This window comes from Streptosporangium sp. NPDC006930, assembly GCF_040635605.1.
Taxonomy (GTDB): domain Bacteria; phylum Actinomycetota; class Actinomycetes; order Streptosporangiales; family Streptosporangiaceae; genus Streptosporangium.
Map to the genome: position 1 here is coordinate 49436 of NZ_JBEYID010000005.1, position 13367 is coordinate 62802.

The window sequence follows — 13367 nt, forward strand, 5'->3', positions numbered from 1 at the left end:
GGCGTCGTCCAGGGCGATCTCCCCGGCCGGGTGGACCAGGTCGGCGGAGCGGGCCTGCGGGTTCTTCCACTGACGGATCAGCTCGTTCTCGGACATCTCATAACTCCTTGGTATAGGCCGCAGGGATCAGCAGAAGATGCCGGTGGGGCAGCAGCCATAGGAGATGGCGTACTCGGTCCGCGGCTCGCGGCCACCGACCACGCGGGCGTCGTCCAGGGCGATCTCCCCGGCCGGGTGGACCAGGTCGGCGGAGCGGGCCTGCGGGTTCTTCCACTGACGGATCAGCTCGTTCTCGGACATGACGTACTCTCCTTCTGGATTGAGATTTCGTGGTTCGGAATCGGTCCATGGGGCGCGCCGGCGGGACCCGGCGCGCCTCACGCGTTCAGTGCCCCGGCTCGCTGCCGGGGCGCCGCGTCGTGCGCGAACAGCTCCTGATAGGTCCCCTCTCGTGCGATGAGGTCCTCGTGCGTGCCCCGCTCGACGATGCGACCGCGGTCGAGCACGAGGATCTTGTGGGCGTCGCGGATCGCGCTCAGCCGATGCGAGATGACGATCCGCGTGACCTCGAGCCGGGACAGCGCCGCGTCGACGCGGCGTTCTGTCTCGGGGTCGAGGTGGCTGGTGGCCTCGTCCAGGATGAGCAGACGAGGCTTGTGGACGAGGGCGCGGGCCAGGGCGACCCGCTGGCGCTGCCCGGCCGACAGCGCGGCACCGGCCTCTCCGACGAGGGTGCCGTACCCCATGGGCATGGCCTCCACGTCGTCGTGCAGTCCGGCGATGCGGGCGGCGCGCACCACCTCCTCCTCGGTGGCGTCCTCTCTGCCGAGGGTGAGGTTGTCCATGATCGTGCCGTTGAAGAGGTTGAGGTCCTGCAGCACGGCCCCGCAGCGGGAGCGCAGGTCGTGGACGTCGAGTTCGTCCAGTTCGTGTCCGTCGTGGCGCACCGTACCGGCGGTGGGGCGCAGCAGGCCGAGGACCAGCAGGGCGATGGTGCTCTTGCCGGAGCCGGTGCGGCCGACGATGCCGAGCTTGGCGCCGGGCGGGACGGTGAAGGTGAGGTCCTTGAGCACCGGCGGGGCGTCCGCCTGATAGTGGAAGACCAGCTCCTCGACCTCGATGCCGCTGGCGGTGTTCTCGGGAAGACGCACGGGGCCGGTGGCCTCCTCGTCCGCGTCGACGATGTCGTAGACCCGCTCGATCTGGCTGCGCAGCATCGGGTAGCTCTGGCCCGCGCTGGCCAGCCCCTGGAGGGGGGCGAGCACGGCGAGGGCGACGGTGCTGGCGGCGAGCGCGGTGCCGATCGTCATGCCGCCGTTCAGTACGAGCGCGAGCCCGGTCAGCAGCAGGAGCAGCGGGGCGGCGACGGTGAGTGCCTGGTGGAAGGCCTCCAGGCCGGCGGTGATCCGGCCGCGGACGACCAGGGCGCCGCGATACGTCTCGAACAGCCGCACCCAGTGCTGCTCCGCCCGTCCCTCGACGCCGTTCGCCTTGACCGGGACCACGGCCTCCAGGGTCTCGGTGAGGTAGCTCTGCTCCTCGGCCTTGGCCGACAGCTCCCGCTGGTAGACGGCCGCGACCCGCGGGGAGACCCGTAACACCAGCAGCACGTGGGCGGCGCCCAGGGTGAGGACGACGGGCACGTAGCCGGGGGCGAGGACGGCCAGGCCGATCAGGTAGCCCACCAGGAGCGCGGCGTCCAGCACGAGTATCAGCAGCCGTTGCGTGACGGTCTCTCGCGTGGTGGAGACGCTGCCGAGCCTGGCGAGCAGGTCTCCCCTGCGGCGCTGGATGAAGAACGACAGCGGCAGCCGCAGCATGTGGCGGATGAGCTGTCGTCCCAGCGTCGCCTCGGCGCGGACGCGCAGGGTGAGCACCGCCATCTCCCGCAGCAGGGTCGTCAGACCGGCCAGGACGGTGGTGCCGAGCACCACCCCGGCGAAGAGCGGCAGGATGTCCGTCCGCTGGTCGGGGGCGAAGGTGTCGACGACCTGCTGGGTGGCGAGCGGCAGCACCAGGGCCAGCAGTTTCAGCACGGTCGCGCAGGCCAGCACGGCGGCGAGCAGGCTCCGGCTTCCCGGCATCGCCACGAAGTCCCGCAGGTAGCGGAGCATCAGCCACTCCCGCATGGGAGTGCGCCGCCGGACGAACTCGGGGCCGGGCGAGAGGTGGATCAGCACGCCGCCGAAGCGCCGGTCGAAGTCCTTCCTGCTCTGCCACTGGCGTCCGCCGCCCGGGTCGGCCAGGCGGACGCGCCGCGCGCCGACCTGTTCCACGACGACGAAGTGGTGGTCGGCGAGGTAGGCGATGGCCGGCCGGTCGATGGGACCAAGGCTCTTCATCCGCTCGGTCCGCGCGTGCAGGCCCATGCGGGGGGCGGCGGCGATCAGGTGGGCGGCGGACACGCCGTCGCGTCCGATACCGAGCATCTCCCGGCATTCGGCGACCCGGGTGTCCCTCCCGTGGAAGCTGGCGATCATGGCCAGGCAGGCCGCGGCGCATTCGGTGGAGGTGAGCTGGTGTCGCAGCGGGACCCTGCTCATCGGCGCTCACCTCCGATGGGCGCGTCGAGCAGAAGCACGGACGGGACGTGTTCGGGCCGGGCGAGCCTGAGCAGGCCGTACCCGATTCCGGCCAGCCCGTTCATCAGGCCGGGGGTGGGGGCGGCGCCGGGCGCGCCCCAGCGGGGGCCGCGCCGGGCCAGGTCGTCGAGGAGGTGGGCCGTGCGTGCCGTCAGCAGCTCGGCCGCCTCCGGCCGGTGGCGCAGCTGGATGAGCAGTTCGAGGTTGCCCAGCTCGCCGTGGCAGAGGCTGTGGTTGGCCATCGGCCCGCGCTCCAGTTCGGCGGCGAGCGCGCGGTCGAGGTCCCGGTCGAGGTGCTCGGACGCCGGGCCGCCGACACGCGACAGGCCGATGCCGGGTGCTCCGTGGCACCAGGCGTGGAGCATGTCGTCGCCGCCCTGTCCCTGCCGGTAGTCGGGCCAGCCCCGCAGGTCCGGCCTGTAGTGCTCGCTCTCGTAGGCGAAGGCGGCCAGGGCGGTGTCACGGGCACGCGGGTCGCCGCCCGCCTCGGCGTAGCGGTGCAGCGCCCAGCCGATGCCGCCCGCGCCGTGGGAGAAGCCGGTCAGCGGCTTGTCGTCGCTCATGGGCGTGTGCCAGGCCACTCCGGCTCCGACGGGGGCCGCGGTGTCCAGCAGGCGTTCGGCGCACGCCTCCGCGGTGCGCCAGGCCGCGGGTGACCCGGTGGCCCGGTGGATCGCGAGCATCGTGGCCAGGGTGCCCGCGGCGCCGACGATGACGTCCAGTGCCTCGTCCTGGGCGGCCGCCTTCGCGCACAGCTCCACCAGGTCCTCGACCGGCCGCGCCAGCCCCGTGTCGTCCAGCAGAGCGGCCAGGTGGATCAGGGTGTACGCGACTCCGCCGAGGCCGGTGAAGGCGCCCATGACGCCTTCCTCCGGTGGGTCCTCGGCCAGCCCCGCGAGAGGGAGGGCCGCGCGTCGCGCCAGGTCGGCGTACCGTTCCTCACCGGTGACGGCGGCGCACTGCGCCAAGAACAGTGCCACGCCGGTGTAGCCGCCGTACAGGTCCCAGCTCAGCGGCCGCGGCATCCAGTACTTCTCCTCGACCAGCTCCAGCCCGAGCCAGTTGACGCGACCGCCGGGTTCCGAGGCACAGGTGTGGCGGTCGACGAGGTCGGCGACGTCCCGGGCGGCGGCGATCAGCCGGGCCTCGTCCGGCCTGTCGGCGGAGACGGAGACGGGGGCGGAGACGGAGGGCGTCGTGCCGACGGCGAGGGCGGCGAGCCCGGAGCGGTCCCGGGTGACCATGGCAGCCCGGATGACCCATTCCTGGCGGGCGCGATCGACACGGCCCATGCCGAGAACCTTGCGGACGGCTCGGCTCAGGCTGGCCTCGGGCAGGATGTCCGGGATGCGAACGCCTCCCGAGGTCCACAGGTCGCGGCTGCCCGGCCTGGTGGTGAAGATCGGGATGTCGCCTGCCCAGAGGTCCTCCGCCTCATGGGCGATCAGCCGCTCGCGGGTGCGGTCGCCGCGGGTGATCGCCCACAGGTGGTCCAGCACGCGGTCACGGTCGAGGCCGTGGCGGAGCACGTCCGGGTGGGTGGACTCCATCATCAGCTTGGCGTACGTGCGGGTCGCCCGCGGGACGACGCGAACCTCGTCGTCGGAGAACGTGGTCATCAGCCGGACCAGTGCGGGGGCGTCGGCCACGATGGCCTCGTAGCCGCGGCCGAACCCGGCCAGCAGGTCGTCGAGGTGGTCGGCGGGGTCGGCCGCGTCCTCGCCCAGGCGCGGGCGGTTGCGCACGCCGGGAAAGACCAGGTGTTCGCGGACCAGCCGCATCTCGTCGGTGCCCTGTCCGGTCCAGGTCGGCGTCTTCATCGGCAGCATGACGTCCTTGTCGCCACCCATGCCGGACAGGTCGATCACGCCGTTCTCGCCCACCATCAGCTCGGGCAGCAGACCGCTGCGGCTCACCGACGACTCCAGGGCGAGCGCCGCGGGGTCCCCCATGAGGCGCTCGATCCCCGCCCCGGGCACCAGCGGGTGCAGCAGGGCCTCCAGGTCGACCAGCACGGGCTGGTCGCCGCAGGCGATCAGGTTCTCGCAGTGGAAATCGGCGCCGTCGAGAGCGTGCAGCATCGCGAGCAGCGCTCCGAGCCGGTGGTAGTAACGGGCGACCTCCCGGCGGTCCTGGCACGGCAGGTGGGGTGCGAACTCCACCCAGCCGTACGGGCCGCGGTCCAGCACGGCCAGGCGGATGAGGTCCAAGCCCGCGACGCGCTCGTTGAGCCAGGCCAGGGCGTCGTTGAAGTGCCGGTGAACGGCCTGCGGGCGCGGCTTGTAGACCACCTGCGCACCCGTTTCGAAGGTCAGGACACTCACCGCGCGGCCGCCCTGGTGGGTGTCGCCGCCGCCCTCGACCGCCGTCAGCGGGCCGGGATCGACGCCGCCCAGCAGCGTCCGCACGATGTCGGGACGGTCCTCGGTGTAGCGGGCGAGCATCTCGCCCCGGCAGGCCGCGAACCGGTCGGCCGTCTGGGCGAGGAGCCTGGCCAGCACCGGGTACTCCTCGCACAGCGCGGCGAGCGCCTCGGGATGACGCCCGAACCATCGGACGAAGTCCGCGAACCGCTCCTCGGGCGTCGCCCCCTCAAGCCGCCGCGAGACGCGCATGACGTTGAGCTCCAAAACCAGCGTCCGCGACGCGAGCGCCGCGAGCCGCTGCCGGAGCTCGACGCCCCAGGCCGCGAGCAGGGCGTCCGCCCGAACGGCGGGGCCGCACGCGTTCAGCGCGTCGCCCAGGCGCCGCAGCGCGTCCTTGGCGAACGGCGTCATGATCGCCGCGAATCCCTCGTCGGCGGGTATCCCGTCCGCGCGGGCGACGGACTCGGCAGGCGCCGCGGCGATCGCCTCCTCGGCCTGTACGGCCCAGTCCGGGCGGGCGACACGACCGGCCAGCACGGCGGGCTCCTCGTCCAGCAGCGAGGCCAGCTCGTCGACGGTGAGCCCGGCCGCGGCCAGCCGCCGGTCGAACTGTCCGCTCTCCAGCAGCCCGTGAGCGTTCCGCCACTCCCGCAGCCGCCAGCGCGCGGTCTCGCCGGCCGACTCCGGCGACCGGCCGACAGGGATGTCTCCGCCGGTCCGGTCCAGCCGCTCGGCCAGCGTCAGTCCGCCGGCCCACCATGCCGCGCCGAGCTCGGGCGCCGCCCCCAGGGTGATTCCGTCTCCGCTCATAGCTGGCACTCTGCCGATGCGCGGCGTCGGCCACATGCGGGAGCCGCCCCCATATTCGCGCGGGCCCGCCGGGGGGTGATGGGGGCATCGGTCACATCAGGTGGGGCGCATCGGCATTCGCGCGAGCTCGGACCGGGGCGCTTGAGAGGACGTCAGGTGGAGCGGCGGCGTTCGCGCGCGCACCGGGGCCGCCCGAGGAGGCGTCAGGTGGGGCGCAGCAACTCGGCCGCGTGCTCGTACACGGCGGCCCGGTCGGGCAGGCCCGTTTTCTGCAGCAGGCTCGCGACGTGCTTCTCCACGGTGCGCGGCGAGATGAACAGCCGCTTGCCGATGTCGACGTTGCCACGCCGCTCGGCGAGCAGGGTGAGCACCTGATACTCCCGCACGCTGACGCCCTGGGCGCGCAGCCCGCTCGGCACCTGTTCCCGTCCGGTGCGGCGCTGCGCCACGGCCGCGCCGGCCCCGCGCAGCATCGCCCGGCAGGCCCCGGTGACCGCGGGGATGCCCGCCTGGTGGAAGTACTCCTCGGCGGTGCGCAGCCAGACCAGCGGCTCGCCCCAGCCGTCCGCCAGGGCGGCCTCGGCGACCAGCCGGAGCCCCAGGTGGTGGGCGAGGGGAAAGGGCCGGGCGGCCTCGGCGGCCCTGCCGAACGCGGCGAGCGCCCCCTCGGGGTCGCCCTGGCGGCCCGACAGCACGGACCGGGCCAGGTGGAGGAAGGTACGGTTCCAGGCCAGTTCGGCGGCCGAGGTGCTCTCCGCGGCGTCGCATTCGGTGGCGCCCGCCCGGTCGGCGAGTACGTCCATGAGCACGCAGAGTCCGTACCTGCCGGTGAGGTAGTAGATGGTGGGGTTGTCGTCCTCCCACTCCCGGGCCCTGATCAGCATCTCGCCGCAGAGGTCGCGGTCCTCCTCCAGCAGCGCGCACATCGCCTGGCACAGGCCGTAGACCACCGGCATGTGCAGGCTGCTCTCACCGCCCCACTCGCGGAACCGCTCCAGCACGCCCTCCATTTCCGCGCGTTTGGCCTGGTGGGCCGCGAGCGTGGCCTGGGCGAGCAGGAGGTACTGGGTGTAGGCGGTGTGGCCGAGCCGGATGGTGGACTCGACGCACGGGACGGCGAGCCCGTGGGCCTCACCGTACTCGCCGCGCAGCACGCCCGTCATGACCAGGGACGCCTGGGTGGAGTGGACCAGGCTGATCGCGCCCGCCTGTGCCGCCGCCCTGCCGACCTCCTCCAGCGGCTCCCGCTCGCCGGTGCGCAGGGCGTGGTTCACGGCCAGGCGCAACATCGCCCGCAGCTTCCACAGCTTCAGGCCGTGGGCGTCGGCGATGGACACCACCCGCGTCAGGCACCGGTCGGGCTCGTCGAACCCACGGGCCCTGGAGAACATCGCCATCCGCTCCCACGCCTGGCAGGCCACCTCGGGGAGCGGGACGCGTTCGGCGACCTCCACGGCTCGCCGTACGAGGGCCTCGGCCGCGGCCATCCGCTGCGGGCTCTGCTGGAGGACCCCGTGGTCGGGGACGATGAGCTGGGCCTCGATCACGTCGACGGCCGCCGTACGGGCCTCGTCCGGGTTGATCTGGAGGAGCCTGCGGAGCGCTGTGACGTGCGCCAGTCCGTCGGCGGTCCCGCCGATCTCGGCGGCGACCCAGGCCAGCTTGGTGCGCAGGTCCATCTCGTGCGGGATGGTCATCGCCAGGTCGCCGCTGATCGGGAGGTCCTTGGCGAGGGCGAAGGCTCGGTCGGCCTGCCCGCTCTCGGTCAGCGCGTGCAACAACCCCTGCAGGACGCGCGCCCGCAGGTCGGCGGGGGCGGATCCGAGCAGGGCGTAGGCGCGTTCGAGCAGCGTGACGGCGAGGTCGGCGGCACCGTCGTCCAGCAGGCGGCGGCCGGCGTCGGCGAGCAGGTCGGCCGCGCCCAGGGGGTCCCCGGCGGTCAGGCGCAGGGTGGCCGCGATCTGGCACCACTCGCCGGGCAGCCCGGGGTACAGCCGCTCCAGCGCGTCGGCGGCGCGGCGCGCGATCGACACCCGCTCGGCCGGGATGAGCGAGGAGCGCAGAGCCTCGGCCATCAGCGCGTGGCGGAAGGCGTACCAGTCGCCGGCGGAGTCGTCCGGCGTGATGAGCCGCGCCCCCGTACCCGCGCGCAGGAACTCCATCACCTCGCGGTCGGCCAGGCCGGTGGCCTCCTGGATCATCGGGATCGGGAAGCGGGAGCCGAAGACCGCCGCCATGTGCAGCGACTCCCGGGCGGAGGAGCTCAGCTGGGCGGCGCGCAGCATGATGCTGCGCACCAGCGTGGTCGGCACGTCGATCGCGGGGTCGCCGTTCAGCCGCCACCGCCGCCCGTCGCGCTCCAGGGCGCCGACGTTCACCATGGCGGCGAGCAGTTCCTCGACGACGAACGGGACGCCCGCCGTATCACGTTCCAGCCGGGTGAGAAGCTGTCGAGGCAGGTCGTCGGGCGAGGCCTCCAGGCAGGCGGCGGTGAGCCGGGCGAGTTGCTCCGGCGGCAGGGGCGCGAGCTCGACGAGGGTCGCGGTCCGCCGCTGGGCGCAGGCCTCGGCGACGGACCGTGCCGGCCCCGCGTGGCTGCGCAGGTTGGCCAGCAGGAAGGCGGGAACCCCGGCGAGGTTGTCGGCCAGGTACTCGACGACGGCGAGTGTGTCGGCGTCCGCGTCGTGCAGGTCCTCCAGGACGAGCAGGCAGCCACCGTCTCGCCCGATGACGGCGAGCAGCCGCAGGACCGCCTCCGCCAGCACCATCACCGACTCCAGATGGTCGGTGCCCCCCGCCCGGCGCCATTCCGGGACCAGCTTGGTGAGCGCCGGCAGATAGGGCGCCAGGGCCGGATCGTCCGGCGGCTCCTTGGTCCTGGTGTAGGAGAGCAGCGCCTCGCACAGCGGTTTGAACGGGATGTCCGCGCTGATGCCCCCGCCCCGTCCCCGCAACGCGATCATCCCTGTGTCGAACGCTTGGTACGCGCATTCCGCGGAAAGGCGGGACTTGCCTATTCCAGGATCGCCGAGCAGGAAAACCGCACCACCCCGGCCGTCTCGCGCGGCGGCGAGGCGCCGGTCGAGTTGCTCGATTTCCCTTTCGCGTCCGACCAGAATGGGGGAGGTATATGACATGACGACAGGTTAACTGCCGCCATGTCACTAAAAATGCCTTTTAGCGAGCACTCAGCGAGACGGGAACGACGGTGTCGTCCCCGCTCATGGCCATCACCGCGTGCGCCGCGGTGTCCGGTGAGCCGAACGCGATCGTCGTCCCCGCCGTCAGGCCGGCCAGCACGAGCGCACGGGTCACCGGGGACACACCGGCCAGCCTGATCATGATCGATCCGGCCGGCGTGCCCAGCCGCTCCTGCCACGACGCGGCCGGCTCCTCGGCGGTCGAACGGTTCTCGGCGTCCTTCTCAAGGTCCATGGATCTCTCCTTCATCAGTGGGCCGCAACAGCAGCACCGACGGTGTCATCTCGGGAAGAGCCAGCCTGAGCAGACCGTGGCCGATACCGGCCAGGCCGTCCAGCAGGCCAGGGGTCGACGCATGGCGGGGAGTACCGCACCGCGCTCCGTAGGTGTCCAGCGAGGCCAGCAGCCTGCCGGCGTGGCGGTGCAGTGACCGCTGTGCCACGGGGTCGCCTCGCCGGGCGAGGGCGCTCAGCGTCTCCAGACGCCCCGCCTCACCGTGGCACAGGCCGTGTCCCCCCAACGGGACGTCGGAGATCGGGAACGCCACCGAATCGCCGGGGAGGGCGGTGTCGGACAGGGCCAGGCGCACTCCCGCCCGGCCGTGGCACCAGGTGCCCCCCTCCGCCGCCCGCGCGGCGGCGTGGACGAGCAGACGAGCGCCGTCCACGCTCTGCCCCTGCCTGGCGAGCGCCCACCCCACGCCCGCGGCGCCGAAGGCGAAACCCGGTGGCAGATCCGCCGCCGAGGGCGCCGCGGCCGCCAGGCGTTCCGCGCACCCGGCCGCCACGCGGCCGGCCGCGGCCGTCCCCGTGCTGCGCCGGACGGCGAGCATCGCGGCCAGGCACCCGGCCAGGCCGTCGTGGACGTCCAGCGGCGACTCGTCGACGACCGCCGCGCCGGCCGCCTCCACCGCGGGCTCCACCCAGCTCGCCACCTCGGCGTCGCCGAGCAAGACCCCGAGCTGTGACAGGCCGTACGCGATGCCGCCGAGACCGCCGAATCCCCCGCAGCCCACGGCTCGCAGCAGAGCCTCGTTCCCGGCGATCCGCTCCAGCAGCCGCGGCAGAGGCCGAACCGCCATCCAGGCGAAGTCCATGTAGCGGGAGATTCCGGTGGCTCGACTCGCCTGTGCCAGGAACAGCGCGACGCCGAGGTACCCGCTGGACAACCCGGCGCCCAACGGCATGATCGTCCACCGGCCGTCCTCCACCGGCTCCAGGCCCAGCCAGTTGACGGTACGACCTTCGCGGTGCGCGGTCGCGCACAGGCGGTCCGCGATGCCCCGCGCGGCGGCCACGAGCGCCGCGCGATGGGGCACCGTGGCCGGCAACGGCGTCTCGGACGGCTCGCCGGGATCATGCCGCCCGCCCGCGACCCGGGTCGCCATCGACGCCTCGATGATCCATTCCTGGTTCTCCCGGTCGGCGGCGCCCAGCCGGGCCAGCTTGGCGGCCACGACGTCCAGCCCGCTCTCTCGCGAACACCACGGCAGCGCCCTGCCCCCGCCATCGCGAATCTCCCGCTCGCCGGGAGACGTGCTGAAGTACGGGATGTCCCCCGCCCACAGGTCGGCCCGCTCGAACGGCACCGCCGCCGACCGCGCGGGGTCGCCGACCGACACGGCGTCCAGCAGGTCGAACACCTCGTCCCTGTCGGCGTCGGACCGCATCACGTCCGGATGCGTCGACTCGATCAGCAGCTCGCCGTAGAAGCGGGTGGGCCGGAGCAGCACGCGGACCTCGGCCTGGCCGAACCTCGCCAGCGGCCCGCGCAGCAATTCGTCGCGTCCCGCCGCGACGGCGTCGTAGGCACGCCGGAAACCGGCCAGCAGATTCGGCAGGTGGTCGGCGGGGTCGGCGTCCACCCCGTTCAGCGTGGGACGATTGACCGCTCCGGCGAAACGGGTGACACCGCGCACCAGCCGCATCGTGTCCGTCCCCTCCTCCTCCCACCGGGCGGACAGGAACGGGTACACCCCGCCCTTGTCCCCGCCCAGGCCGGAGACGTCCAGCGCGCCCTGCTCGCCGACCATCACCTTCGGCAGCAGCGCGGTGCGCTGGACGGAGTCCCGCAGGGCGTGCAGCGCCGGGTCGGCGGACGCCTCCGCGGGCAGCGCCGCGTGGAACAGTGTCTCGACGTCGACCAGCACCGGCCGGTCCGCGCAGGCGACGAGGTTCTCGTAGTGCACGTCGATGGCGTTCAACGCGTACAGCAGGGCGAGCAGCGCACCGGCGCGCGTGTAGAACCGCTCCACCTCGGCCGCGTCCGCGCACGGCTCGGCCGGCACGAACTCGATCCAGCCGTAGCCCTCCCGCCGCACCGCGCGCGGAACGCGCAGGCCCAGACCGGGGACCCGTTCGTTGAGCCAGTCGAGCACCTCGGCGAAGTGCAGGTACGCCTGGACCGGCCGCGGCCGGTAGACGACCTTCGCGCCCCCGGCCAGGGTCACCACCGTGACGGCGCGCCCTCCGAGATGACTGTCGCCCGCGGCGGAGAACTCCACCGGGCTTCCGGGATCACTCCCCAGCAGTTCCCTCAGGCGCTCGCGATCCGCCGCGAAGCGCGTCAGAAGTTCCAGCCCCGCCTCCACCGCCTGGTCGGCGGCCTGGCGCAGCAGTCGGGCGAGGACGGGATACTCCTCAAGCAGTTCGGCGAGTCCTTTTTCGCCGCTCACCCGGCCCACGAAATCGGCGAACCGCTCGGCCGGCGTGTCTCCGGACAGCTCTCCCCTCACCCGCCGCGCGTTCAACTCGAACACCAGGACCCGTGAGGCGACCCGCGTGAGCCGGGCCGTCAGATCCTTCGCGAACCGTTCCCCGACCGAGGCGCCCCAGACCCCGCCCTCCAGTCGTGTCGTGCCGGCGGCCAGCCGCTCCACCGCCCGCCGGACGAACGGGCGCACCGCGTCCGACAGAGTCGCCTCCCGCCCTGCCGGAACACCGGACATGTCCGTAACGGCCTCCGGCGCGCCTGCTCCGGCGACGGGACGCTCCACATCGGGAGCCGCGAGGCGAGCCGCGTCGGAAGCGGTGGCCCGAACGGAGGGACGTGCCGCCGTCCGGGCTCGGGGCGGCACGGCGACGAACGGGCTCGCAGGGTTCACAGCCGTCAAGTATGACGACCACCCCGAACCGCGATATGGGGGCAATGCCCCCATATTTCCGGCGAGCCCTCCTTCGTCGTCTCCCCACCGGGGACTCCGCCCGGTCGACCATCGCTACCGCGCACGGGCCGACGTCCCGCGGTCCGGTTGTCAGCGACCCGATCTCAAGAAGGTCACCCAGGCTCGGAACGGCACGGCGACGAACGGGCTCGCAGGGTTCCGGGCTCATGGGCATCTCACCGGTCGAAGTTGCGGCATTTCCATAGCCGACTATAAGATAGCCGACTATGGAAATAGTCGATGTACTGGCGATCTGCGGGAGCAGCCGGGAGGGATCACACAACCGGGCTCTCCTCCACGTCGCGCAACGGTTGGCGGAGGCCCCGCTGCGGGTGGAGGTGTGGGACGACCATGCCCGGATTCCCCGCCTGGACGCCACTCGCGGGCGCCCCTTCCCTCAGGTCGTCAGCGCGCTACGCGAGCGCGTGGCGGCGGCCGATGCGCTGCTGCTGGTGACGCCGGAGCTGAGCCGCGGCATCCCCGGGCAGATGAAGGATCTCGTCGACTGGCTTTCGATCCTCGCGCCCCCACGCCCACTGGCGGGCAAACCGGTGGCGCTGATGAGCGCGTCACCCAACCGGTTCGGCGGGGTCTTCGCCCAGTTGCAGCTCGGCGACATGCTGCGGCGGGTCGGTGCAGAAGTGCTCTCCGACTTCGATGTGGCGGTCGGCTTCGCCCACCGTCACATCGACGCCGACGGATCCTTGACCGAAGAAGAGGCGCGACACGACATCATCCGGCTGTGGCGGCGCGTCCTCGCCCGCGTCGCGGATGACCGATCGACGGTGCCGGCGTGACCGCCGGACGGCAGATCGCGGCCACACATGGGCCGATCGGTTATGCCCTCGCCGAGGTCACCAGGGCGCACCGCGCCGAGATGCAGCGCCGGATGGCCGAGCTCGGCCTGCACCTGGGCCAGGAGCTTCTCATCGTCGACCTTCACCACAACCCCGAGACCACCCAGGCGGAACTGGTCCAGCGCATCGGCATGGAACAGCCAACCATCGCCAAGGCGATCACCCGCATGGAGCGGGCCGGGTTCGTCGAGCGTGCCCCGGACCCCGGCGATCGCCGGGTGACCCGGCTGCGGCTGACCGAACGCGGCGAGGCCGTGGTCGACGCCGTCGTGGCAGCGTGGGCGCAGGTGGAAAGCCGTGCCGGCGCCGGGCTCGACGAGGCCGACGCCGCGCGTCTCATCCGGCTACTGCACGCCGTCCGCGACAACCTCACCTGATCACCCATAGG

Annotated in this window: 8 protein-coding genes; 2 read left to right on the forward strand and 6 right to left on the reverse strand. The window is 72.8% G+C overall.

What is annotated here, in order from left to right; genetic code table 11:
- Positions 1–126: 126 nt before the first annotated feature.
- The 6 genes from ABZ664_RS11055 to lanM form a co-directional block, all read right to left on the reverse strand.
- The gene (locus ABZ664_RS11055) at positions 127–300 is read right to left on the reverse strand and encodes a hypothetical protein (protein WP_362506481.1); all 174 of its coding nucleotides are present in this window, start codon (positions 298–300) and stop codon (positions 127–129) included.
- A gap of 77 nt (positions 301–377) precedes the next feature.
- On the reverse strand, positions 378–2543 hold the full coding sequence (locus tag ABZ664_RS11060) for a peptidase domain-containing ABC transporter (protein ID WP_362506484.1): 2166 nt from the start codon (positions 2541–2543) through the stop codon (positions 378–380).
- Positions 2540–5758, reverse strand: coding sequence for a type 2 lanthipeptide synthetase LanM family protein (locus tag ABZ664_RS11065; RefSeq protein ID WP_362506487.1), 3219 nt, complete (start codon positions 5756–5758; stop codon positions 2540–2542). Before ABZ664_RS11065 ends, ABZ664_RS11060 begins: the two co-directional genes overlap by 4 nt.
- 203 nt (positions 5759–5961) lie before the next feature.
- Entirely contained in the window at positions 5962–8895 is a 2934-nt protein-coding gene (locus ABZ664_RS11070; protein ID WP_362506490.1) for an AAA family ATPase, read from the reverse strand.
- Between the two features lie 40 nt (positions 8896–8935).
- Positions 8936–9193, reverse strand: coding sequence for a hypothetical protein (locus tag ABZ664_RS11075; RefSeq protein WP_362506493.1), 258 nt, complete (start codon positions 9191–9193; stop codon positions 8936–8938).
- Complete coding sequence (gene lanM, locus ABZ664_RS11080) at positions 9183–11906, reverse strand: type 2 lanthipeptide synthetase LanM (RefSeq protein ID WP_362506496.1); 2724 nt, start codon at positions 11904–11906, stop codon at positions 9183–9185. Before lanM ends, ABZ664_RS11075 begins: the two co-directional genes overlap by 11 nt.
- 443 nt (positions 11907–12349) lie before the next feature.
- Here lanM and ABZ664_RS11085 point away from each other — a divergent pair, with 443 nt between their 5' ends.
- Positions 12350–12919, forward strand: a complete 570-nt coding sequence (locus tag ABZ664_RS11085; RefSeq protein WP_362506499.1) for an NAD(P)H-dependent oxidoreductase — start codon at positions 12350–12352, stop codon at positions 12917–12919.
- On the forward strand, positions 12916–13356 hold the full coding sequence (locus ABZ664_RS11090; protein ID WP_362506502.1) for a MarR family transcriptional regulator: 441 nt from the start codon (positions 12916–12918) through the stop codon (positions 13354–13356). Before ABZ664_RS11085 ends, ABZ664_RS11090 begins: the two co-directional genes overlap by 4 nt.
- Positions 13357–13367: the final 11 nt, after the last annotated feature.

What these genes read in the sequence shown, in the direction of transcription:
- ABZ664_RS11055 (WP_362506481.1), bottom strand. Translation starts at nt 300, where the DNA reads ATGTCCGAGAACGAGCTGATCCGTCAGTGGAAGAACCCGCAGGCCCGC.
- ABZ664_RS11060 (WP_362506484.1), bottom strand. Translation starts at nt 2,543, where the DNA reads ATGAGCAGGGTCCCGCTGCGACACCAGCTCACCTCCACCGAATGCGCC.
- ABZ664_RS11065 (WP_362506487.1), bottom strand. Translation starts at nt 5,758, where the DNA reads ATGAGCGGAGACGGAATCACCCTGGGGGCGGCGCCCGAGCTCGGCGCG.
- ABZ664_RS11070 (WP_362506490.1), bottom strand. Translation starts at nt 8,895, where the DNA reads ATGTCATATACCTCCCCCATTCTGGTCGGACGCGAAAGGGAAATCGAG.
- ABZ664_RS11075 (WP_362506493.1), bottom strand. Translation starts at nt 9,193, where the DNA reads ATGGACCTTGAGAAGGACGCCGAGAACCGTTCGACCGCCGAGGAGCCG.
- lanM (WP_362506496.1), bottom strand. Translation starts at nt 11,906, where the DNA reads ATGTCCGGTGTTCCGGCAGGGCGGGAGGCGACTCTGTCGGACGCGGTG.
- ABZ664_RS11085 (WP_362506499.1), top strand. Translation starts at nt 12,350, where the DNA reads ATGGAAATAGTCGATGTACTGGCGATCTGCGGGAGCAGCCGGGAGGGA.